The organism is Dietzia sp. NPDC055877, assembly GCF_053615975.1.
Genome location: NZ_JBSHCV010000020.1, coordinates 1 through 22,130, shown reverse-complemented (window position 1 = coordinate 22,130; position 22,130 = coordinate 1). Strand labels below are relative to the sequence as shown.

Genomic DNA, 22,130 nt, shown 5'->3' with positions numbered 1-22,130 from the left:
CGGCCGGAGAACACGCCCACATGACAACGACCGCGCGTGAGAGCCGGTCACAGCGATTCTCGCTGTGGCCGGCCTTCGGCGTCCTCGCGCTCGTCATCTCGCTCGTCGCGAGTGTGTTCGTCGGCGCCGCGAACATCACCGTCTGGGACGTACTCACGGGCGGTCTCACCGAAGCGCACGCCGTCTACCTGGTGGAGGCCCGCCTTCCTCGAACGGCGGCCGCAGCACTGGCCGGGGCCTCGTTGGCCATCGCAGGTCTGCTCATGCAGCTGCTCACCCGGAATCGATTCGTGGAGCCGTCGACGGCCGGCACCGTCGAATCCGCGGGGCTCGGGCTGGTGCTGGTCGCCATTCTCGCCCCCGGGGCGCCGATCGTCGTCAAGATGCTCGCCGCGATGCTCTTCGCGCTGGGCGGCACCGCTCTGTTCCTCGCAGCGATCCGTCGGGTCCCGACGTCGGACACGTTTGTCGTGCCGCTGATCGGGATCATGCTCGGCTCGGTGATCGGCGCGGTCGCGGCGTTCCTCGCGATGACCCGTGACCTGCTGCAGATGCTCAACTCCTGGATGTTGGCCGACTTCTCCGCCGTGCTCGCCGGGCGGTACGAGTTGCTCTGGCTCGTCGCCGGGCTGGGCGTGATCGCCTACATCGCCGCCGACCGGTTCACCGTTGCCGGCCTCGGCGAAGACGTCTCGACCGGACTCGGGCTGAATCACCGTACGGTCGTCGCGTTGGGGATGGCCATCGTCGCCGCGGTCGCCGCTGTCGTCGTGGTGACCGTCGGTGCGCTCCCGCTGCTGGGGCTCGTCGTCCCGAACGTCGTGTCCCGTCTCGTGGGTGACGACGCCCGGCGCGGTCTGCCTCTGGTCGCGATGCTCGGTGCAGTCACTGTTCTCGTCTGCGACATCGTCGGCCGGTCTCTCCCGGGGCTGTTCACGGACGGCGCTCCCGGTGCGGGCGAGATCCCCGTCGGGACCATCGTCGGAGTCCTGGGCGGGGCGGTCTTCCTGGCGATGATGCTCAAGGGGGTGCGCAATGGCTGACTCCGCAACTCTCGTCGCCCCGCCCGAGGGCCGGGCCCCTGTGCGTACACGGGCGGAGTCCGATCGCCGTCGACGCTGGGCCGTCGTTGTCGTGTGCGCAATGCTGGCGGCCGCGTCCCTGACGGCGCTGGTCCTCGTCGGTCTACCGGATACGGTCGGCTCCAAGGCCTGGAGCTACTCGCTCGACCGACTGTCACGCCATGCCGTGGCGATCGTCCTCGTCTCGGTCGCCGTCGGCGTGTCCACCGTGCTGTTCCAGACCGTCACGGGAAATCGGATCCTCACCCCGGCATTGATGGGCTTCGACTCGCTGTATCTGCTCATCCAGACGCTGCTGGTGTTCTTCATGGTGCCGCGCGATGCCGCGATCATCGGCGGCCTCACCAGCGGCGGACTGTCCGGCTTCCTGTCGCAGACAGCGATCATGGTCATCGCCTCGACCTCGCTGTACCTCTGGCTGCTCGGTGGCCGCAGGACCGACATCCACCTGCTGCTTCTCGTCGGGGTGGTGTTCGGGGTCTTCTTCCGCTCGGTCTCGTCGTTCTTCCAGCGGCTGCTGGATCCGGCCGCCTACCTGCAGGTGCAGGACGCTATGTTCGCCAGCTTCCGCGGCGTCCAGGTGGATGTGTTGATCGCCTGTGCCGCGATCGTCGTCGCCGGCCTCGCGGTGGTGATGATGCTCGGTCGTCGCCTCGACGTCATGCTTCTCGGCCGGGACCCCGCGGTTGCGCTGGGCGTCAACCACCGCCGGGTCACGGTCATCGTGCTGGTTGTGGTGTCGTTCCTCGTCTCGGCATCGACGGCACTGATCGGCCCGGTGATGTTTTTCGGACTCATCGTGGCGAACGCGGCCTACGCCCTGCTGGGTACGACCCTGCACCGTTTCACCCTCCCCGTGGCCTGCTTGCTGGGCGTGATCGCGCTGGCCGGCGGCGAGCTGGTACTCGGCGTCCTCGGCGTGGAGTCCGCGCTGAGCATCATTATCGAGTTCGTCGGTGGATTGCTGTTCCTGTTCCTGCTCCTGACCAACCGCGCTCGCTGAAAGTGAGGCACATCATGTCCCTTCTCCCGTTCCGACGCCGCGACGACCGTTCCGGTGGCCAGTGGGTACAGGGCTGCGGCATCGAGACGCAGTCGGTCTGTTCGTCGTACGGCGACACGCAGGTCCTCCACGACGTGACGGCGTGTTTCGCCCAGGGTGGGGTCACCTCGCTCATCGGACCGAACGGGGCCGGCAAGTCGACCCTGCTCGGCGTGATGAGTCGCCTGCAGACCGCGGACAAAGGCCACGTCCTGGTCGACGGCGTGGACGTCTCGAAGAACGCCGGGCGCGAGCTTGCGCGCCGCCTCGCGGTGTTGCGCCAAGAGAACTCGATGGCCATCCGACTCACGGTGCGTGAGCTCGTCGGGTTCGGCCGCTTTCCGCACAACGGCGGGCGCCCCGCCCCTGACGACATCGAGCACGTGGAGTACGCGCTGTCGGCGATGGAGCTGGAGGAGTTCGCCGACCGCTATCTCGATGAGCTGTCGGGCGGTCAGCGTCAGCGGGCGCACATCGCGATGGTCCTGGCCCAGGACACCGACTACGTGTTGTTGGACGAGCCGCTCAACAATCTGGATCTCCGCCACGCAACGTCGATCATGCGACTGCTTCGTCGGACCGCGGCCGAGCGCGGCAAGACCATCGTGCTGGTCATCCACGACATCAACATCGCGGCCGCCTACTCGGACCGGATCATCGCGATGAAGGAGGGGCGGATCATCGCCGACGGCGCGCCCGCCGACATCATGCGAACCGACGTCCTGGGTGAGGTGTACGACATGGATATGCAGGTCACGCAGGTCGCGGGCCGCTATGTCGCGCTGTATTTTGACGGGGAGGACGAGGCGGCCGCCCCCGATGTGGCCGTGGTCAGCGCCTGACCGGGCGAGCGGGTGCGCGCGACGGTCGTGTGTCGATAGGCTGACGCAACCGACCCGCATCTCACGGGCTGTCCATCCACGGGAGGAGCCGAGCCCATGGCCCCGTCCTCTGTCGTCACGCTCGTTCTGGCCGGCGGTGCCGGCTCGCGGCTGCGTGCGCTCACCAGGGACCGCGCCAAGCCCGCCGTCCCGTTCGGCGCCGGCTACCACCTGGTGGATTTCGCACTGAGCAATGCGGCGAACTCCGGATTCCGGGACGTCTGGGTGATCCAGCAGTTCCATCCCGTGTCGCTCGGCGCCCACCTGCGCAGCGGCCGCCCGTGGGATCTGGACCGTCTCGACGGGGGACTGCTGGTCCTGCATCCGTCGCAGGGCACCGGCCGCGACGGGTTCCACTCCGGTACGACCGACGCGCTGTGGAAGCAGGTCGAACCGCTGCGCAGGGCGGCGCCCGAGGTGACCGTCGTGGTCAGTGCGGACGCGGTGTACCGCCTGGACTACGACGCGATCGTGCGCGATCACCTGGCGTCGTTCGCGGAGGTCACGATGGTGACCACGCGCGTGGATCCGCGCGATGCCGGTCGGTACGGGGTGGTGGAGGTCGACGACGACGGCGCCGTCACCGCTTACAGTCACAAACCCGAGGACCCGTCCTCCGACCTGGTCTGCGCCGAGATCTTCGTCTTCAACACCGCGGCCCTGATCTCCCGGCTCGAGGCCGCCCATGAGGAGGCTCTCACCGCCGGGGACGGCGATCCCGGGGATCTCGGGGAGAACGTGCTGCCGGCGATGGTCGCCGCCGGGCATGCGCGTCAGTGGCGGCACGACGGTTACTGGCGCGATGTGGGCACGGTCGCGTCGTACTGGGCCGGCCACATGGACCTGTTGGGGGAGCCGCCTGTCCATGAGCTCGACGTTCCGGGATGGCCGCTGCGGACGGCGTCGTCGTTCAGCGGGCCGGCCAGGACGGGGCCACAGGCGGAGGTCACCCGATCGCTCCTGGGGCGCGGAGCGGTGATCCGCGGCACGGTGGAGCACTCCGTGATCGGACCCGGGGCGGTCGTCGAGCACGGCGCGGTGGTCCGCGACAGCGTCATCCTGCCCGGGGCCGTGGTGCGGGCCGGTGCCCGGGTGGAGACCGCGGTGGTCGATTCCGGGGTCGAGGTCCCGGTCGACGCCCGGATCGGTGAGCACCAGGCCGATGCGGACGAGGCGACAGTGCAGGTCGCGCTGCTGTGGCACGCCCAGGACGGTCCGCGTCCGAGTGGGTTCACCGTGCGTGCGGGCGAGATGGACCCACCCGACGACGAGGACCCACGCACCTGAACCGTGGGGGCGACCGCCCCGGGCACCCGGGCAGCTGAACGTGAGGTGACTTCGGGGCGGAAAGGACCGCGCGGCGCTAGGCTCGCGGCCATGCGATTCGGACTGTTTCTTCCCCAGGGCTGGCGGCTCGACCTGGTGGACGTCCCGCCCGCCGGGCACTGGCCCGCTATCTCGGAGCTCGCCGCGCGGGCCGACTCGGGCCCGTGGGAGTCCGTGTGGGTCTATGACCACATGCACACCTCCCCGCTGACCCGGACCGAGGCGACGCACGAGGCGTGGAGCCTGATGTCGGCGCTCGGGGCGGTGACCTCCCGCGTCCGCCTGGGGCAGATGTGCACCTGTATCGGGTACCGGAACCCGGCGATGCTGGCGAAGATCGCGGCGACCGTCGACGTGATCTCGGGCGGCCGCGTCGAGATGGGGGTCGGCGCCGGGTGGTACGAGCACGAATGGCGGGCCTACGGCTTCGGGTTCCCGTCCGGCGGCGAGCGGCTGGCCATGCTCGACGAGGGTGTCCGGATCATGCTCGACGCGTGGTCGGACGGTGTCGCCTCCCTGCACGGCGACCACTACCGGGTGGACGGTGCCATCGTGCAGCCCCGACCCCTGCAGGAGGGCGGCATCCCCCTGTGGATCGCCGGTGGCGGGGAGCGGAAGACCCTGCGGATCGCGGCCCGTCACGCGGACTACACGAATTTCGACGGCACCCCGGACGGGTTCGCCCACAAGTCCGAGGTGCTGCGGGGCCACTGCGCCGACATCGGTCGAGATCCGGCGGAGATCACCCGCACCGCGAACTACAACGTGGCGATCGGCGAGACCGAGCGGGAGGTCGCCGACCGGCTCGCGTTCATCCACGATCGGATGGCCCGCCACGTCGGTGTCGAGGAGGCCGACCGGCAACTGGGCGCCTATCAGGGATTGCCGGCAGTGGGTACCCCCGAGCAGATCATCGAGAATCTGGCCGGGCTCAGGGCGCAAGGGATGGAGTACGGGATCTTCTACTTCCCGGAGATCGCCACCGATACCTCGGGACTCGAGCTGTTCGAACGGGAGGTCATCCCGGCCCTGAGCTGAGTCACCGCCCGTCGATCCGCCTGACCGAGAGCAGACTCCCGATGAGGAATGCCGAGTACGAAGAACTGCCCCCCGAGGCGATCCTCGATCACGTCGCGGCGGGGATGCACATCATCTCGCCGATCCAGAACGGCGCACCGCCCGCCCTGTTGCGCGCCCTGGACGACGGGGCCGACCGGCTGGAGGACGTGACGATCCATCACATGGACCCGTGGGAGTCCCTGCCCTTCATGGAGGGTGCGTACCCGGGGCGGCTCCGGCACGTCGACTACTTCCTGGGGCCCGGGTCGCGGAAGAACTTCCATGACGGTCACTGCGACCTCGTGCCGGTCGACTTCGCCCAGGTTCCCGCGACGATGCGGGAGTTCTCGCCGCCGGGGCTGGCGATCACCACGGTGTCGGAGATCGACGAGCACGGCTACTTCTCGATGGGAACCAACGCCGACTACGTCGCGTCGTTCATCGGTCAGGTGCCGTTCTTCGTCGAGGTCAACGCCAACATGCCCCGCACGTTCGGCCGCAATCACATTCACCTCTCGCAGGTCGTGGGGGTGACGCGTAACGACGCACCGATGATCACCGTCGAGCCGCCGACCCCGGGCGAGGTCGACGACACGATCGCCGCCCTCATCGCCGAGCAGGTCCCCGACGGCGCGTGTCTCCAGCTCGGGGTGGGCAAGCTGCCCAACGCGTTCCTGTCGAAGCTGACCGGACACAAGAACCTCGGCATCCACACCGAGGCGCTGTCCGACGGGGTGATGGACCTCGTCGAGGCCGGGGTGATCGACGGGTCCCGCAAGACCGGGCACCCGTTCAAGCATGTGACGACGTTCGCCGTCGGATCCGGGCGGCTCATGAGCTGGCTGCACGACAACCCGTCCGTCGCGATGCTGCCGGTGGACGTCGTCAACGACCCCCGGGTCATCGGGCAGGAGCGCAATCTGTACTCCGTGAACGCCACCAGCGAGGTCGATCTGTACGGGCAGGCGGCGTCGGAGACGATCGCGGGACACTACTGGTCGGGCGCCGGGGGTCAGGCCGACTTCGCCCGCGGTTGCCGGTTCTCTCCCGGCGGTCGCGGGTTCATCGTCACGCCGTCCCAGACCTCCAAGGGGGTCAGCCGCATCACCCTGTCGCTCACGCCGGGCAGCCCGGTGACCACGCACAAGAACATTATCGAGAACGTGGTCACCGAGTACGGCATCGCCTCGCTGCGGGGCAGATCGGTGGCGGACCGGGCCGCCGCCCTCATCGCCGTCGCGCATCCCGACCACCGCGATCGGCTGAGCCGGGAGGCGCGGGACGCAGGTCTGACCCGCCGGGCTCTCATCTGAGCCGGGCGTTGACGGGCACCGGCCGTCGGTAGTCCGGTAGCGCCCCGCGGCGGTCGGGATTAGGTTCCGGAGGCACTGAAGACCCTGCACGAACAGTGACCCGGAAAAGGAGACCGCCATGGATCCCGTGATCTGGATAGTTATCGCGGTGATCGCGTTGATCATCGTCATCGCGCTCATCGCTCTGGCCGCCCGGAACAACAATCGGAAGAAGCTGACGGAGGCGTCGGAACTTCGTCGCGACGCCCGTCAACGCGAGAAGAGGCTGGATCATCAGGAGGCCGCCGCTCGCGAGCAGGAGCACCGGGCAGGCGCCGCCGAGCAGGAGGCCAGGGCCAAGTCCGCGGAGGCGGACATGCTCCGCGCCGAGGCCGACCACCGCCGTGGGGCCCTCGACGAGCAGAAGAGCGACGTGCGGAGGATGGAGCGCACCGCGGAGAAGCTCGATCCCCGCCACCGGGCTGACGACGAAGCCCGGCTCGGTGACCGACTCCGCGATCGGGGCGCCGGCCCGGGCCACGACCAGGGGCGCCACCGCGTACGGACCGACGGCGCCGACGATCCGCTGGAATCGGGCGCGGGCGCGGGGATCAGTGGACCGGGCGCCGGCCCGGACGGCCGCCGGGCCCCGGGTCCGCTCGATGATGCGCCCGGCCATATCGATCCGGACGCACCTCGACGCTAGGAGGCCGCAGGCTGGTCGGTCGTCTCGTCGGAGGAGGCGGCCGACCCGCTCCAGGCCTGTGTCAGGCCGGTACGGCCCGGCGCGACCGGCCGCCGAACAGTGGCTCGTACAGCGCGCCTGCGATGAGCGCGCCCACGATGGGTGCCAGCCAGAACAGCCAGAGCTGTCCGGGGGCCCCGTCCCCGTTGAAGAACGCCACGGCAGTGGAACGGGCCGGGTTGACGGAGGTGTTGGTGATCGGGATAGAGATGAGGTGGATGAGGGTGAGGGTCAGGCCGATGGCGGCCGGCGCGAACCCGACGGGAGCACGACGGTCTGTTGCGCCGAGGATCACCCATACGAACAGGGCTGTGAGAACGATCTCGATGATCAGCGCGGAGAGCAGGCTGTACCCGTCGGGGGAATGGGCGCCGTAGCCGTTGGCCGCCATCCCGCCGGTGGCCTCGAAACCGGCCTTGCCGCTGGCGACCACGAAGATCAGCGTGCCTCCGAGCAGTCCGCCCACCACCTGGCTCACGATGTAGAGCGGAAGTCGCGACCAGGGCAGACGTCCGGACATCGCGGCGCCGACGCTGACGGCGGGATTGAAGTGGGCACCCGAGATGTGGGCGACGGCGTAGGCGCCGGTCAGGACGGTGAGGCCGAAGGCCAGTGCGACGCCGAGGTAGCCGACCCCCACGGGGACGAGCGCACCGGCCTCGCCGTCGGCGACCTGGATGGCGGCGAAGACCGCGGTGCCGCACCCTCCGAGGACGAGCCAGAACGTGCCGATGAGTTCGGCGGCCACGATCGCGGGAGTGGACGGTGGTGTTGGGTCGGACATGCGTCGGATTCCTCCTCCTGGAAGTCCCGGGCCACTGCCGGGCAGCGCTGTCACCGCGACGTCGCTGATAACAGAACGCTAGACGGCCGGCCGGGCTGCGGAGGTCGGAACGACGATCCGCGGGTCCGCCACGTTCGGAAGAGCGCCGCGATGGGGGAGTGCAGCACGGGCCGCTGTCAGTCGGACAGCAGATCGGGGAGCACCCGCCCCGCGGGCGCGCGGAGGTGGACGTCCACCTCGCGGCCCAGGCCGGAGGGGCCGGGATTGACCTCGATGACGGGTATGCCTGTCTCCGCGGCGAGCGCGGGCAGTGACGCGGCGGGATGGACGAGGCCCGACGTGCCGACGACGACGACAGCCGAGGCCCCGGTGACGGCGGACACCGAAGCCTCCCACGCGGCGGACGGCAGCATCTCACCGAACCACACCACACCGGGCCTGGCCCGCCCGTCGCCACGGGGGCAGCGGGGCGGTTCGAGGTGATCCACCGGCGCCGCCGACGGCGGGCCGGGGTCCATCGGTTCCCCGCAGGTGTCGCAGCGGTGCGCGAACAGGCTGCCGTGGATGTGGTGGACCACCGTCGAGCCGGCGCGCTCGTGTAGATCGTCGACGTTCTGGGTGACCACCACGACCTGGCGGTGCCTCTCGGCCCGGGCGACGGCGATATGGCCGGCATTGGGTGGGGCCGTGGACACGAGATGTTCGCGCCAGCGGTACCAGGCCCACACCCTGTCCCGGTCGTGTAGCCAGGCCTCGGGCGTCGCCAGTTCGGTGGGGTCATAGCGCTCCCACAACCCGGTCTGGGCGTCGCGGAAAGTGGGTACTCCGCTCTCGGCGCTCATACCGGCGCCGCTGAGAACGACGAGAGGCCCGCCGCCCGAGAGGGCGCGGCGGGCCTTGCTCAGCGCGGCACGGGACTCCTGTGTGTCCGGGGTGTCAGTGCTCATCAGCGCAACGGGACCGGCCCTCGACCGGGGCGGCGACGATCCGGTCTCAGCCGACGAACGCGGATCCCACGGTCGGGAACGGCACGCAGTTCACGTCTCCACCGCCCTCGAGCTTGGTGGTGACACCACCCTGAAGGACCATCAGCACGTGGCCGGGGCCGGTGTCCGCGACGCCGTTGAGCGTGGCGGGGCCGCCCTCGTTGATGCCGTTGTAGGTCAGGACGGTCGAACCGTGACGGCCGTTGTGGATGTTGACCCAGTCCACGGTCATGGGCTGCACCTGGTGCTCGGCCACACCCTCGGTGCCCAGCGCGGTGAACACGAAGCCCAGCTGGCTCTGCGGGACACCCGGGAGCGGGAGGTCGGCCGGGCCGGGGATGGCGGTCGCGGCCCCCACGGCGGTCTGCTCGCCACCGATGCAGTTCTGCATGATGGTCGGATAGGCGAACTGCGCGATGACCGGGCCGTTCTCCGGGAGCGGGGTGCCGGGCTCGCCGGTGCCGCGGAAGAACCCGACGAGACGCAGGATCGTGCCGCGGGTGTCCTCGGGGATCCACTGCTGCTCGGCCAGGCCCTCCATGGCCTGCAGGACGGGCTCGGTCGGGCGCCCCAGTTCGTCGAGCGACTGTGCGCTGGCGGCGGCGGGTGCGGCCAGGCCCATGGCCATGGCGGCGACGGCGCCGATGCCGAGGGTCCGGAACGAGGTCCTGAGCGAGTGGCGGATCACTGGCGAGTCCATTCTTCGGATGAGGCGGGCGGACCGGTCGGCGGAGACGACCAGTCGACCGCTCGATGTTCTCACAATGCCCCCTGATGTGGACACCGGGGAGGTGGTGACGTGCTCGGTCTGGGGCCAGTGTTGCAGATGGGGCGTGTGTTGTAAATAACAGTCAGACCATGCGGCGGGTCCTCCGGGTGCCGCTGACGTGCGCACGGAGACGACCGGCGCGACGTGGCCGGGCCTCGGCGGATATAACACGGGGGCATGCAGCGGGTAATGTGGGTCCGCACGCGCGGCCTGTCCGGACGCGCCTGTGGATCTTGCGGAGCGAATCCGCCGATTCCCGTCATGCGCCCGGCGGTGTACAGCCGACCCGGCGCCGAACGCCCCTGAGGGAGAACCCAGCGTATGGCCCTGACCGAGTTCCGTAACGTCGCCATCGTGGCGCACGTCGACCACGGCAAGACGACTCTCGTCGACGCACTGCTGCGTCAGTCGGGGGCGTTCGACGAGCGGGCGGAGCTGGTGGACCGCGTCATGGACTCCGGCGACCTCGAGCGCGAGAAGGGCATCACCATTCTCGCCAAGAACACCGCCGTGCGTCGGCCGGGTGCGGGCGCCGGTGGCGGGGATCTCGTCCTCAACATCATCGACACCCCCGGTCACGCCGACTTCGGTGGCGAGGTCGAGCGTGGACTGTCGATGGTCGACGGCGTGGTGCTGCTCATCGACTCGTCCGAGGGGCCGCTGCCGCAGACCCGGTTCGTGCTCCGGAAGGCGCTCGGCGCGTCGCTGCCCGTGATCATCGTGGTCAACAAGACCGACCGCCCGGACGCGCGTATCGACGAGGTCGTCGAGGAGGCACAGGACCTGCTGCTGGACCTGGCCGCTGATCTCGAGGACCCGGCCGCCCAGGCCGCGGCCGAGCACGCGCTCGAGCTGCCCGTGGTGTTCGCCTCCGGTCGTGCCGGCAAGGCGTCGACCACCCAGCCGGCGAACGGCCAGGAGCCGGACGGCGAGAACCTGGACGGTCTCTTCGAGCTCCTCTACGACGTCATCCCGGCCCCGAAGGGCGACGTCGAGGCCCCGCTCCAGGCCCACGTCACCAACCTGGACGCCTCCAACTTCCTCGGCCGCATCGGCCTCGTCCGTATCCACAACGGCCGTCTCCGCAAGGGGCAGCAGGTGGCATGGATCCACAACACGCCGGACGGTGAGCAGGAGACCAAGACGGTCAAGATCTCCGAGCTGCTCAAGACCGACGGCGTGGAGCGGGTCCCGACGGACGAGGCCGTGGCCGGCGACATCGTGGCCGTGGCCGGCATCAGCGAGATCATGATCGGCGACACGCTCGCCGACCCGGACAACCCGGTCGCGCTGCCCGCCATCACGGTCGACGAGCCCGCGATCTCCATGACGATCGGCGTCAACACCTCGCCCATGGCCGGCCGGAACGGCGGCAACAAGCTGACCGCCCGGATGGTCAAGGCCCGCCTGGATCAGGAACTGGTCGGCAACGTCTCGCTCAAGGTGCTCGACACCGAGCGTCCCGACGACTGGGAGGTCCAGGGGCGTGGCGAGATGGCACTGTCCGTCCTCGTCGAGACCATGCGTCGTGAGGGCTTCGAGCTCACCGTCGGCAAGCCACAGGTCGTCACCAGGACGATCGACGGCAAGCTGCACGAGCCGTTCGAGCACATGACGATCGACGTGCCCGAGGAGCACCTCGGTGCGGTCACCCAGCTCATGGCCGCCCGCAAGGGCCGCATGGAGCAGATGAGCAACCACGGCAGCGGCTGGGTCCGTATGGAGTTCACCGTCCCCGCCCGAGGCCTCATCGGGTTCCGCACCATCTTCATGACCGAGACCCGGGGCTCGGGCATCGCCAACTCGGTCTCCGCCGGGTACGAGCCGTGGGCCGGCGAGATCCGCGCCCGCCACACCGGCTCGCTGGTCGCGGACCGCTCGGGCAAGGCCACCACCTTCGCATTGCTGGGTCTGGCCGACCGCGGCGACTTCTTCATCGAGCCGGGCGCCGAGGTCTACGAGGGCGTCGTCGTGGGCGAGAACCCGCGGTCCGAGGACATGGACGTCAACATCACCAAGGAGAAGAAGCTCACCAATATGCGTGCGGCGAGCTCCGACGCCACGGAGACCCTCTCCAAGCACCGCAACCTCAGCCTCGAGGAGGCCATGGAGTTCTGCGCGGGCGACGAGTGCGTCGAGGTGGCCCCCGAGGCGATCCGCGTACGCAAGGTCCTGCTCACCGCCACCGAGCGTGCCAAGGCCCGCAGCCGCTCCAAGGCGCGCGACAAGTAGTCGGCGCACCGAGGGGGCACACGTGACCACGAGGGGGGCGTCAGGGCGCCGCCGGGCCACCGCGGGACTGGCCGCGGCGGCGGCCCTCGTCGTCGTCACGGGGTGCGTGGCCGACCCGCCGCCACCCACGGTCGTCGGCGGCGAGGAGGGCTCCGGCTCCGGTACGGACGTCAGTCTCACCGCCGGCGGACTCCTCCTCGCCCTGGACCGTGTCGAGAGCGGCTTTAACCCGCACCTCCTCGCCGACCAGGGCGTCGACACCGACCTCGTCGCGGCCCTCCTGCTGCCCAGCGCGTTCGTCCCCGGGCCGGACGGCGAGCCGGTTCTCAACCGCGACCTGCTGGTCTCGGCGGCGCCACTGCCCGAGGCGCCGGCCACGATCCGCTACACGATCGACCCCAAGGCCCAGTGGTCCGACGGAGTGCCTGTGGCCGCCGAGGACTTCGAGTACCTGTGGCGCCAGATGGTCACCCAGCCCGGGGTCGTCGACCCGGCAGGATACGAGCGGATCGTGGCGGTCCGCGCCGGCGCCGGCGGCAAGGTCGTGGACGTGCTCTTCGATTCGCCGCCCGAGCACTGGCGGACCCTGTTCGCCGACCTCCTGCCCGGGCACATCCTCAAAGACGCCCCCGACGGGTTCCAGGGGGCGATGGCGGGACTTCCGGTCATGAGCGCGGGCCCGTACATGATCCGCGCCGCCGACCTCGGCCGCGGGGAGATCGAGTTCGTCCGTAACGACCGCTTCTGGGCGCGGGCGCCGGAGACCGGCCAGATCGTCGTCCGGCGCGAGAGCGGCCCCGGTCAGCTGGGGGCGGCCCTGCGGGACGGCCCCGGGGTCATGGCCATGGTGGCCGACGCACCGGTCGTCGCCGACGTGTCCGCGACGATTCCGGGCGTCACCGACACGACGGTCACGGCCTCGGCGCAGCTCGAGCTCGCGTTCAACACCATCGCGCCGGCGGTCTCGAACCCCGGGGTCCGCCGGGCCCTGGCCGCGGCGATCGACCCCGAGGTGGTGGGCCGGATCGTCACGGGTGAGGCATCCCCACAGATCACGTCGTTCCCGTTCCCGGCCGACGCCGCGACCACCGCGACCTCGGACGACACGGTCACCGAGTCGGAACTCACCGCCGCCGGATACGTCCGGGACGGGGGCCGGTGGCAGCTCGCCGGCACGCCGCTGACCGTGACGCTCGGTGTCGAGGCCGCGGATGACCGGGCACGTACCGCCGCGTACACGCTTGCCGACCAGCTCCGCGGAACCGGGGTAGGGGCACACGTGTGGGAGCTCGAGCCCAGCGAGCTCTACGCGGACGTCCTGCCGCACGGCCTCGTCGATGCGGTGGTGGGCTGGCAACCCGTGGAGGGTGATGCCGAGGTGGCCGCCGTATCGCGCTTCGCCTGCGCGGCAGGGCGCCAGCCGGCCGCGGCCGGGTCCGGGTCCGCGACCCAGACGGAGGCTTCGCCCTCGCGGCCCCGTACCACGGTGTCGAGCCTGGTGCCGCCCACCTCGACCACGATGACCCCTGCGCGCCCGGGCCGGGCCCCGGACAGCGAGGCCACCGGGACGGAGGAGGCGGGGACGACGACCACACCCACGACGCCGGCGCGCACGCTCGGAATCGATGCCCCGGCGCGCGCCTCGGACACCGCCGGCCTGTGTGATCCCCGTATCGACGGTGCGCTCGGGGTCGGCCCGGGCGACGGGGTCGACCTCGTGGAGGCCGGGGATCTGGTCGCGGAGCAGGCCGTCCGCGTTCCGCTCGTGCGGCCGACGATGCTTCTGGCTGATGATGGGGTCGAGCTGTCCGGTCGGTCGTCCGCCGGATCATCCCCGGACGACGCCGCCGGGGCGCGGGTGCCCCTGACGGTCACCGACGTCTTCGATACCGCACCCACCTGGAGGAGGACCGGATGACTCCGACGGCCACGACCCCGCCGGCAGCGGGGATCCGCGCACTGTTCGTCCATGCGCATCCCGACGACGAGGCGATCACCACCGGCGGCACCATCGCGGCCCTCGTGGCCGCCGGCGCCGAGGTCTGCGTGATGACGTGCACCCTCGGCGAGGAGGGCGAGGTCCTGGGGGAGAGGTTCGCGGGCCTCGTCTCCGACCGCGCCGACCAACTGGGCGGGTACCGCATCAGCGAACTGGCGACCGCGCTGCGGGCGCTGGGCGTGGGCCGGCCCCGGTTCCTGGGAGAGGCCGGCCGGTGGCGTGATTCCGGAATGGCCGGGACCCCCGCGGCCGAGCATCCGCGCGCGTTCGTCGGATCCGGGGCGGAGGCGGTGGCCGCCCTGGTCGCCGTGATCGATGAGTTCCGACCGCACCTCGTCGTGACCTACGACCCGCGCGGTGGCTACGGGCATCCCGACCACATCCGTGCGCACGAGGTCGTCCACGCGGCGGTCGCCGAAGCGACGCACCGGCCGACCCGGCTCGCCTGGACCGTCACCGCGCGGTCCGACGTCTCGCGGGAACATCCGGACCCCCCGGCACACCTACGGCACGCCCACGCCGACGAACTGCCGTCCGTCGCCGACTCCCGGCTCACCCACCGGGTGCCGCTGGACGAGAGCGCATATGCGGCCAAGCTCGAGGCGCTCACCGGGCACGCCACCCAGCTCGAGTTGGTGCCGACCGTGGACGGCGACCCCTGGTTCCTGGCACTGACCAACGGCGTACTGCAGCCCGTGGCACAGGCCGAGTGGTACATCGGCCACGATCTCGACGAGCGCGGGGAGAACTACGACCGGTGTGCGCCGGGCGTCGCCCACCTGCTCAGCGGGCTGGGGCGGGACGCGTGACCGCGCCCGTGGTCGGCACCGGCGGGCGGGCGGCGTCAGGCGTCGAGCTGGCGGGGGCGCTGGCCCTGCTCGCGGCGGGAGCGGTGACCGGGTGCGTTCTCGCCGCGGCGTGGCTGACCCTGTACGTGGGCCCCGTCCCGTTCCCCATCACGGTCCTGGTCGCCGGTGCCTGGTCGCTGGTGCTGGTCCGGGTCGCCTCGATGTGGTCGGACCGCAAGCCTGTCGCGGCCTTTCCGGCCCTGGTGTTCATCCTCACGCTGATCGCGCTCGACATGGGTCCCGGCGGCGACATGCCGGTGCCTCTCGGTCTGCGAGGCCTCGCCCTGCTGGTGTTCGGTGGGCTCATCCCGCTGTGGGTGGCCGCCTACGGCCGCTCAGTGTCGGCGGACACCCATCGAGGGTGAGGTTCGGCCGGCGTCCTCGGGGGCGCCCTCGTACTGCCACACGTCCGTGATCCCGGGGGTCAGCGCCTCGGCGAGCGCCCAGACCTCGTCGGCATCCATGTCCATGACGGAGTAGCCCCCGGCCCCCGCCGGGGTGGCCGCGGTGACCGTCGCGACCCTCGCCGTGCGCTGGAACACCGACTGGCTGACGGTCCAGGCGATGATGCCGTCGGATTCGAGGACCGTGCGCTTGGCGCCCCACGACCCGTGCGAGGACACCAGTGTGTCTGACAACAGGGCGTGCCCTAGCATGCGGATCCGGTCGATCGACAGCAGGATGAACAGGACGAAGGCCGCGGGGATGCCCCATCGCACCCACACATCCGCGGACGGCCCCGAATCGATGCGGATGAGGATGAGCAGGGCCGCGACCACCCAGAACGGCATGAGCCCGCGGGTGATGCGTCGGCGGGCCGCCTTCCACGGGTGCCGGCGCAGCCGCACGGTCACCGGAGTCTCGTCGCCGAGGATGCGCGTGGCCACGCGCCGGACGTCCTTCATCGGCGCCTGGGGCAGCAGCGTCGACGCCTTGCCACCCGACTTGGTGCCGGTCATGATCGGCTCGAGTCGGCCGCCGCCGATCATCCGCAGGTAGATCGGCGCCCGGACCTCGACGCCGCGCAACCGCGCCTTGTCGAGCGCCTGGTGCTTGCGACGTAGGATGCCGTTCTGCACATAGAGCACGGACCCGCGCTCGGTGAGGGCGTATTTGCCGTACCGGATCGCGTAGGTGATGATCGCCAGGACGCTGGCGACCAACCAGATCGCGATGCCCTTGCCCACCATGGCGAACGGCTCACCGAGCGAATCGAGCCAGGCGATGGTCCCCTCGACCACGGCCAGGTCCATGATGCGCTGGTGCATGTCGCCCATCTGCCACGTGATCAACCACAGCGACATCAGGACACCGAACCCGATGAACGAGAACGGGGCGAACCGGGACCAGGTGACCCGCCAGCGGGCGATGTCCTCGCCATACTTGGAGCCCCACTGCTCCTCGTCCTCGATGCCGAGCGACGGGTCGAGCGCACGACGATGCTTGAGGAGCTCGTCGCGCAGCGGCTCGACGTGCGCGGTGTCGATCGCGTTGAGCCGGAATCGTTCGGCACCGGACTTCCCGGCGTCGGACCGCCCTGTGCCGACCTCCACGATCGATACCCGCATGACCCGGTGGAACAGGTCCGATTCGGTGTCCACACTGCGGATCCGGTTGCGGGCCACCGTCACCACCTGGCGGCTGAAGAAGCCCTTCCTGAGGATGATGTGGGTCCGGCCGACCTGGTAGCTCGTCGACAGCCAGCGCAGCACGCCCGCCAGGACGACGAGCGAGATGATGATGAACTCGAACCAGTAGTTGCTGCGGTTCGACCCCAGCCACAGGGAGATCAGGAACAGCGGCGCCAGCCGGGTCAACGATCCCAGCGGGTCGACCAGCAGCATCCGCCACGACAGGCGCTCCCACGGCGCTTCCGGGTCGACTGCCTCCGCGACGGGCACGCTCCCGGACGCGGGCGCGGCGTCGGACCCGGCGTCGGCTCCGGGGGACGTGGACGGTTCCGGGCGGGAGCCCTCGTCGTCGTCGCCCTCGACCCGGGTGACCACCGTCGGCATGTCATCGACGGCGGTGGGGTCCCCGCCGCCTGGTGCGGTCACGTCCCGTCCTCCGTGTCCAGGTTCGCGATCGCGATGAGGTGCTGCGCCAGCGCCTCGGCGTCCGCCACGGCCAGTCCGCGGATCTCGACCGTGCCCTGCGCGGAGGCGGTCGAGGCGTTGACGGTGGCCAACCCGAACCACCGCTCGAACAGGGTGCGCGTGGTGTACACCGTCTGCAGGCGCACCAGCGGAGCGATCCGGAACTGCGTGGTCCACCAGCCCTTACGCGAACACACCGCGGTGTCCGAGACGTCCCAGCGCGCCACGACGTAGCGCCACCACGGCGCCACAACGATGGCCATGAACGCGAACGGGATGGTGGCCGCCAGCGCCACCCAGTTCCAGAACCCCATCACGTTCTCGCCCCAGAAATACCAGGCGACCTGCAGGCCGGCCAGGATCGCCCACGACCAGATGCCCTCGATGATGAACAGGAACGGGGTGCGTTTCTCGATCCGGTGGCGGGGCGCCGAGATGAGAATCCGGTTGGAGGTCAGCAACTCGTCGCCGGTGTCCACCTCCACGGGGGCGTCGGGCAGACGCGCTGGCTCGCGCAGTGCGTGCGCGCCCCCTGTCACGGAGGGCGGGCTGGCGACCAGTGGGTCACCGTTGGCGCGGAGAGCCTGGGCGGGTTCGGACATGGCCACCAGACTAGTGGGGCGGCCCGCGCGCGCTGGTGAGACCGGCCGACAGGCACCGCCCGCGCGCGGAACGGGCGGGGTGGGGCATCATCGCGGATATGATTTCCGCCTCGACCCCCGCTGATCCCGAGCCCACGACGTCGGCCATGAGGCGCGCCCTGCGCCGCGCCTCCGACGGACTGACTCTGGACGCCACCGAGGCCGCGGTGCTCCTCGCCGCGCGGGGCGAGGACCTCGGGCGGCTCACCGGCCTGGCCGCGGCCCGCCGCGACGCGCGCCTGGCCGACGAGGGGCGCCCCGGGGTGGTCACGTACTCCCGCAAGGTCTTCGTCCCGCTGACCCGACTGTGTCGGGACCGGTGCCACTACTGCACGTTCGTCACCGTGCCGGGCAAGCTGCGCGCCGCGGGCGAGGGCCTGTACCTGGAGCCCGACGAGGTGGTGGACCTGTGCCGCCGCGGCGCCGAGGCCGGGTGCAAGGAGGCACTGTTCACGCTGGGGGACCGCCCCGAGGAGCGGTGGCCGGAGGCGCGCGAGTGGCTCGATGCGCGCGGCTACTCGTCGACGTTGGACTACGTGCGGGCCGTGGCGATCCGCGTCCTCGAGGAGACCGGTCTGCTGCCGCACCTCAACCCCGGCGTCATGAGCTGGGCGGAGCTGTCCAAGCTCAAGCCGGTCGCGCCGTCGATGGGCATGATGCTCGAGACCACCGCGACCCGCCTGTTCACCACACCCGGCGAGGCCCACTACGGCAGCCCCGACAAGGATCCGGCGGTGCGGCTGCGCACGCTCACCGACGCCGGCCGGCTGGCGGTGCCGTTCACCTCGGGGATCCTGGTGGGGATCGGGGAGAACCGGACGGAGCGCGCGGAGAGTCTGCTGGCCCTCGCCGCGCTGGACCGCGAGTTCGGCCACCTGCAGGAGGTGATCGTCCAGAACTTCCGCGCCAAGCCGGACACGGCGATGCGGTCCGCAGACGACGCAGACAGGGACGAGTTCCTCGCCGCGATCGCGGTGGCGCGCCTGGTCCTGGGCCCGCGCGTGGCGGTGCAGGCACCGCCCAACCTGGTCGACCGGGCCGACGTGCTGGCGCTGATCGGCGCGGGGGTCGACGACCTCGGCGGGATCTCGCCCCTGACGCCGGACCACGTCAATCCCGAGCGTCCGTGGCCGCACCTGGACGAGCTCACCGCGGACCTCGCCGCGAGTGGGTGGGACCTGCGCGAGCGCCTCACCGCGCATCCGCGCTATGTGGGCGGGGGAGACGCCTGGATCGACCCGCGGGTGGCGGGCCACGTCCGCGCGCTGGCCGACCCGGCCAGTGGGTTGGCCGCGCCGGGCGACGACGACGAGGTCGTCCGCCCGCAGGGACGGCCCTGGCAGGAGCCCGACGACGACTGGGACTCGTCCGGGCGGACCGATCTGCACACCGCGATCGACTCCGAGGGCCGCAATACGGACACGCGCTCGGACATCGGCGAGGCGTTCGGCAACTGGGACGTCATCCGGGCGCGCGCCGCCGAGATCGGGGCGGCCGCGCTGGCCCCGGAGCGCGCGGACTCGGAGGTCCTCGCGGCACTGCGGGCCGCCGAGTCGGACCCGGCCGGTCTCACCGACGACCAATACCTCGCGCTGGCCACCGCGACCGGGGACGGGTTGGCGGCGGTCGCCGGCCTGGCCGACCGGATCCGCGCCGACGTGGTGGGGGAGACGGTGACCTATGTGGTCAACCGGAACATCAACTTCTCCAACATCTGCTACACCGGCTGCCGCTTCTGCGCGTTCGCCCAGCGCAAGGGCGACGCGGACGCGTTCTCGCTGTCCGCGTCCGAGGTCGCCGACCGCGCGTACGAGGCGTACGTGTCCGGCGCCTCCGAGGTGTGCATGCAGGGTGGTATCGACCCGGACCTGCCGGTCTCCGGCTACGCGGACCTCGTTCGCGCGGTCAAGGCGCGGGTGCCGTCCATGCACGTGCACGCGTTCAGCCCCATGGAGATCTCCAACGGTGCCTCGCGCTCCGGGACCGGGGTACGTGAGTGGCTGACCGAGCTGCGGGCCGCGGGCCTCGACACCATTCCCGGCACGGCCGCGGAGATCCTCGACGACGAGGTGCGGTGGGTCCTCACCAAGGGCAAGCTCCCGGCCGCCGAGTGGATCGACATCGTCACCACCGCCCACGAGGTGGGGCTGCGGTCGAGCTCGACCATGATGTACGGGCACGTCGACACACCGGCGCACTGGGTGGCACACCTGCGGACGCTGCGCGGGATCCAGGAGCGTACCGGGGGCTTCACCGAGTTCGTGCCGCTGCCGTTCGTGCACCGGAGCGCGCCGCTGTACCTGGCGGGCGCCTCGCGGCCGGGCCCCACGCGCGAGGAGAACGTCGCCGTGCACGCGTTGGCGCGGATCATGCTGCACGGCGCGATCGACCACGTGCAGACCAGCTGGGTGAAGCTCGGCGTGGCCGGTACCCGCACGATGTTGCGGTCCGGCGCCGACGATCTCGGCGGCACGCTGATGGAGGAGACCATCTCGCGGATGGCCGGCGCCGAGAACGGGTCGGCCAAGTCGCCGGAGGAGATCGAGGAGATCGCGACGGGGATCGGGCGGCCGGTGCGTCGGCGGGACACCCTGTACGGGCCCGCCTCCCGACCCGTCGGAGTGTCCGTCGTCACATAGCCCGTGGCCGGTGGGGGCGGCATCGCCGGTCGGCGGTGAGGTGGCTTACGATACTGGTGATACCGCTACGAGGAAGGTGGCTGACGTGACCTACACGATCGCAGAGCCGTGCGTCGACGTGATGGACAAGTCGTGCGTCGAGGAGTGTCCTGTCGACTGCATCTACGAGGGTGGCCGGATGCTCTACATCCACCCCGACGAGTGTGTCGATTGTGGCGCCTGTGAGCCGGTCTGCCCCGTGGAGGCCATCTTCTACGAGGATGACGTCCCGGACGAGTGGACCGAGTACAACGCGGCCAACGCCGACTTCTTCGTGGAGCTGGGGTCGCCGGGTGGTGCCGCCAAGGTGGGCAAGGTGGACTACGACGTCCCGTTCGTGAAGGCCTTGCCTCCTATGAACCAGGAGTGATCCGGGTGGCACCACGCCCGGAGCGCCGGCCGCCCGGGCGGGTTCTGCCGGTGTTCCCGTGGGACACCCTCGCAGAGACCCGGGCCCGCGCCTCGGCGCACCCCGACGGGCTTGTCGACCTCACGGTCGGCACGCCCGTCGATCACGTGGCGCCGGTCATCAGGGACGCTCTGGCCGCGGACTCCGCACAGTCCGGGTACCCGACGACGGCCGGGACCCCCGCGCTGCGCCGGGCCGTCGTCGACTCCATGGCGCGGCGCCATGGGGTCACCGGCCTGACCCCGGACGCGGTCCTGCCCGCGATCGGGACCAAGGAGCTCATCGCCGGACTGCCCGCCCAGCTGGGACTGGGCGCGGGCCACACGGTCGTGATCCCGGAGGTGGCGTACCCGACGTACGAGGTCGGCTCGCTGCTCGCCGGATGCACCGTCGTCCGCGCCGACTCGCTCACCCAGCTCGGCCCGTCCACGCCGCACCTGCTGTTCCTCAACTCGCCGTCCAATCCGACCGGCAAGGTCCTCGGCGTCGAGCACCTGCGCAAGGTCGTGGGCTGGGCACGCGAACGGGGCGTGATCGTGGCCTCGGACGAGTGCTACCTCGGGCTGGTGTGGGAGGGCCGGGCGCCCTCGATCCTCGACCCGCGGGTCTCCGACGGCGACCACACCGGGCTGCTCGCACTGCACTCGCTGTCCAAGACCTCCAACCTGGCCTCGTACCGGGCGGGGTTCGTGGCCGGCGACCCCGCGCTGGTGGCCGAGCTGCTCGAGGTGCGCAAGCACTCCGGGCTGATGATGCCGCTACCGATCCAGTCGGCCATGGCGGCGGCACTCGTCGACGACGCCCATACGGCCGAGCAGCGCGAGCGCTACCGCGTCCGCCGGGAGCGGCTGCTCCCGGCCGTCGAGGCGGCGGGCTTCCGGATCGACGACTCGGAGGCCGGACTGTACCTCTGGGCGACCCGCGACGAGCCCTGCCGCGACACCGCGGACTGGTTCGCCGAGCGTGGAGTGCTCGTGGCGCCCGGCGAGTTCTACGGCCCGCGCGGCGCCCGGCACGTCCGCATCGCCCTCACGGCCACGGACGCGACCATCGCCGAGGCGGTCCGTCGCCTGGCCTGACCCGGCCGGGCCGCGCTGCCCGGTCGCCGCTCAGCCGCTCTCCGGCCCCCGCTCCGCCGCTGCCCACCCGCGCGCCCCCTCATCGACAGCCCCTCATCGACAAGAGCGTTCCGCACACCTTCTGCTCGGTGGTCTCAGGGAGCTAGTGCAACACCCTGGCTGGATCGGGGTATGTGGTGGCG

19 protein-coding genes are annotated in these 22,130 nt (G+C 70.8%); 14 read left to right on the top strand and 5 right to left on the bottom strand.

Features of this window, described 5'->3' with window-relative positions; genetic code table 11:
- The first annotated feature begins 20 nt into the window (after positions 1 to 20).
- The 7 genes from ACWGLC_RS15515 to ACWGLC_RS15485 all read left to right on the top strand — a co-directional run bounded on the left by ACWGLC_RS15515 (position 21) and on the right by ACWGLC_RS15485 (position 7,388).
- Positions 21 to 1,043: an ABC transporter permease gene (locus tag ACWGLC_RS15515; RefSeq protein ID WP_452100721.1), complete on the top strand. Its 1,023-nt coding sequence runs from the start codon at positions 21 to 23 to the stop codon at positions 1,041 to 1,043.
- Positions 1,036 to 2,085, top strand: coding sequence for an iron chelate uptake ABC transporter family permease subunit (locus tag ACWGLC_RS15510; protein WP_452100719.1), 1,050 nt, complete (start codon positions 1,036 to 1,038; stop codon positions 2,083 to 2,085). The genes ACWGLC_RS15515 and ACWGLC_RS15510 overlap by 8 nt, the downstream gene beginning before the upstream one ends.
- 14 nt (positions 2,086 to 2,099) lie before the next feature.
- Positions 2,100 to 2,966: an iron ABC transporter ATP-binding protein gene (locus ACWGLC_RS15505; protein WP_452100718.1), complete on the top strand. Its 867-nt coding sequence runs from the start codon at positions 2,100 to 2,102 to the stop codon at positions 2,964 to 2,966.
- 96 nt (positions 2,967 to 3,062) lie between these two features.
- Positions 3,063 to 4,292, top strand: a complete 1,230-nt coding sequence (locus ACWGLC_RS15500) for a glucose-1-phosphate adenylyltransferase family protein (protein WP_452100717.1) — start codon at positions 3,063 to 3,065, stop codon at positions 4,290 to 4,292.
- A gap of 90 nt (positions 4,293 to 4,382) precedes the next feature.
- The gene (locus tag ACWGLC_RS15495; RefSeq protein WP_452100716.1) at positions 4,383 to 5,369 is read left to right on the top strand and encodes an LLM class F420-dependent oxidoreductase; all 987 of its coding nucleotides are present in this window, start codon (positions 4,383 to 4,385) and stop codon (positions 5,367 to 5,369) included.
- A 41-nt stretch (positions 5,370 to 5,410) separates the two neighbouring features.
- Positions 5,411 to 6,703 (top strand): acetyl-CoA hydrolase/transferase family protein, encoded by a 1,293-nt coding sequence (locus tag ACWGLC_RS15490; RefSeq protein WP_452100714.1) that lies wholly within the window; start codon positions 5,411 to 5,413, stop codon positions 6,701 to 6,703.
- Between the two features lie 118 nt (positions 6,704 to 6,821).
- Positions 6,822 to 7,388 carry a hypothetical protein gene (locus tag ACWGLC_RS15485; RefSeq protein WP_452100713.1) on the top strand — a complete coding sequence of 189 codons (567 nt, stop codon included), beginning with the start codon at positions 6,822 to 6,824 and terminating at the stop codon, positions 7,386 to 7,388.
- Positions 7,389 to 7,449: 61 nt separating this feature from the next.
- Here ACWGLC_RS15485 and aqpZ read toward each other — a convergent pair whose 3' ends face one another.
- The 3 genes from aqpZ to ACWGLC_RS15470 all read right to left on the bottom strand — a co-directional run bounded on the left by aqpZ (position 7,450) and on the right by ACWGLC_RS15470 (position 9,885).
- Positions 7,450 to 8,211, bottom strand: coding sequence for an aquaporin Z (gene aqpZ, locus ACWGLC_RS15480; RefSeq protein ID WP_452100712.1), 762 nt, complete (start codon positions 8,209 to 8,211; stop codon positions 7,450 to 7,452).
- Between the two features lie 176 nt (positions 8,212 to 8,387).
- Positions 8,388 to 9,158 (bottom strand): SIR2 family NAD-dependent protein deacylase, encoded by a 771-nt coding sequence (locus ACWGLC_RS15475; protein WP_452100710.1) that lies wholly within the window; start codon positions 9,156 to 9,158, stop codon positions 8,388 to 8,390.
- Between the two features lie 46 nt (positions 9,159 to 9,204).
- Positions 9,205 to 9,885, bottom strand: coding sequence for an Rv1157c family protein (locus ACWGLC_RS15470; RefSeq protein WP_452100759.1), 681 nt, complete (start codon positions 9,883 to 9,885; stop codon positions 9,205 to 9,207).
- Between the two features lie 402 nt (positions 9,886 to 10,287).
- Between ACWGLC_RS15470 and typA the strand changes: the two genes are divergently transcribed.
- The 4 genes from typA to ACWGLC_RS15450 are packed head-to-tail and all read left to right on the top strand — an operon-like array spanning position 10,288 to position 15,410.
- Entirely contained in the window at positions 10,288 to 12,198 is a 1,911-nt protein-coding gene (typA, locus tag ACWGLC_RS15465) for a translational GTPase TypA (protein WP_452100709.1), read from the top strand.
- 22 nt (positions 12,199 to 12,220) lie between these two features.
- Positions 12,221 to 14,116 carry an ABC transporter substrate-binding protein gene (locus tag ACWGLC_RS15460; RefSeq protein WP_452100708.1) on the top strand — a complete coding sequence of 632 codons (1,896 nt, stop codon included), beginning with the start codon at positions 12,221 to 12,223 and terminating at the stop codon, positions 14,114 to 14,116.
- On the top strand, positions 14,113 to 15,006 hold the full coding sequence (gene mshB, locus ACWGLC_RS15455) for an N-acetyl-1-D-myo-inositol-2-amino-2-deoxy-alpha-D-glucopyranoside deacetylase (protein ID WP_452100707.1): 894 nt from the start codon (positions 14,113 to 14,115) through the stop codon (positions 15,004 to 15,006). Before ACWGLC_RS15460 ends, mshB begins: the two co-directional genes overlap by 4 nt.
- On the top strand, positions 15,003 to 15,410 hold the full coding sequence (locus tag ACWGLC_RS15450; protein ID WP_452100706.1) for a hypothetical protein: 408 nt from the start codon (positions 15,003 to 15,005) through the stop codon (positions 15,408 to 15,410). Before mshB ends, ACWGLC_RS15450 begins: the two co-directional genes overlap by 4 nt.
- Here ACWGLC_RS15450 and ACWGLC_RS15445 read toward each other — a convergent pair.
- A complete protein-coding gene (locus ACWGLC_RS15445; protein WP_452100705.1) occupies positions 15,381 to 17,102 on the bottom strand; it encodes a PH domain-containing protein in 1,722 nt (573 codons plus the stop codon). The two genes, ACWGLC_RS15450 and ACWGLC_RS15445, sit on opposite strands and share 30 nt — an antisense overlap.
- Entirely contained in the window at positions 17,099 to 17,743 is a 645-nt protein-coding gene (locus tag ACWGLC_RS15440) for a PH domain-containing protein (protein ID WP_452100704.1), read from the bottom strand. Before ACWGLC_RS15440 ends, ACWGLC_RS15445 begins: the two co-directional genes overlap by 4 nt.
- Positions 17,744 to 17,841: 98 nt before the next feature.
- Between ACWGLC_RS15440 and ACWGLC_RS15435 the strand changes: the two genes are divergently transcribed.
- The 3 genes from ACWGLC_RS15435 to dapC all read left to right on the top strand — a co-directional run bounded on the left by ACWGLC_RS15435 (position 17,842) and on the right by dapC (position 21,948).
- Positions 17,842 to 20,421 (top strand): bifunctional FO biosynthesis protein CofGH, encoded by a 2,580-nt coding sequence (locus ACWGLC_RS15435; RefSeq protein WP_452100703.1) that lies wholly within the window; start codon positions 17,842 to 17,844, stop codon positions 20,419 to 20,421.
- An 85-nt stretch (positions 20,422 to 20,506) separates the two neighbouring features.
- Positions 20,507 to 20,830 carry a ferredoxin gene (gene fdxA, locus ACWGLC_RS15430; RefSeq protein WP_063972054.1) on the top strand — a complete coding sequence of 108 codons (324 nt, stop codon included), beginning with the start codon at positions 20,507 to 20,509 and terminating at the stop codon, positions 20,828 to 20,830.
- A gap of 5 nt (positions 20,831 to 20,835) precedes the next feature.
- Positions 20,836 to 21,948 carry a succinyldiaminopimelate transaminase gene (gene dapC, locus ACWGLC_RS15425; protein ID WP_452100702.1) on the top strand — a complete coding sequence of 371 codons (1,113 nt, stop codon included), beginning with the start codon at positions 20,836 to 20,838 and terminating at the stop codon, positions 21,946 to 21,948.
- Positions 21,949 to 22,130 lie beyond the last annotated feature (182 nt).

Coding starts and splice junctions, on each gene's coding strand:
- ACWGLC_RS15515 (WP_452100721.1), top strand. CDS start 21: ATGACAACGACCGCGCGTGAGAGCCGGTCACAGCGATTCTCGCTGTGG.
- ACWGLC_RS15510 (WP_452100719.1), top strand. CDS start 1,036: ATGGCTGACTCCGCAACTCTCGTCGCCCCGCCCGAGGGCCGGGCCCCT.
- ACWGLC_RS15505 (WP_452100718.1), top strand. CDS start 2,100: ATGTCCCTTCTCCCGTTCCGACGCCGCGACGACCGTTCCGGTGGCCAG.
- ACWGLC_RS15500 (WP_452100717.1), top strand. CDS start 3,063: ATGGCCCCGTCCTCTGTCGTCACGCTCGTTCTGGCCGGCGGTGCCGGC.
- ACWGLC_RS15495 (WP_452100716.1), top strand. CDS start 4,383: ATGCGATTCGGACTGTTTCTTCCCCAGGGCTGGCGGCTCGACCTGGTG.
- ACWGLC_RS15490 (WP_452100714.1), top strand. CDS start 5,411: ATGAGGAATGCCGAGTACGAAGAACTGCCCCCCGAGGCGATCCTCGAT.
- ACWGLC_RS15485 (WP_452100713.1), top strand. CDS start 6,822: ATGGATCCCGTGATCTGGATAGTTATCGCGGTGATCGCGTTGATCATC.
- aqpZ (WP_452100712.1), bottom strand. CDS start 8,211: ATGTCCGACCCAACACCACCGTCCACTCCCGCGATCGTGGCCGCCGAA.
- ACWGLC_RS15475 (WP_452100710.1), bottom strand. CDS start 9,158: ATGAGCACTGACACCCCGGACACACAGGAGTCCCGTGCCGCGCTGAGC.
- typA (WP_452100709.1), top strand. CDS start 10,288: ATGGCCCTGACCGAGTTCCGTAACGTCGCCATCGTGGCGCACGTCGAC.
- mshB (WP_452100707.1), top strand. CDS start 14,113: ATGACTCCGACGGCCACGACCCCGCCGGCAGCGGGGATCCGCGCACTG.
- ACWGLC_RS15440 (WP_452100704.1), bottom strand. CDS start 17,743: ATGTCCGAACCCGCCCAGGCTCTCCGCGCCAACGGTGACCCACTGGTC.
- ACWGLC_RS15435 (WP_452100703.1), top strand. CDS start 17,842: ATGATTTCCGCCTCGACCCCCGCTGATCCCGAGCCCACGACGTCGGCC.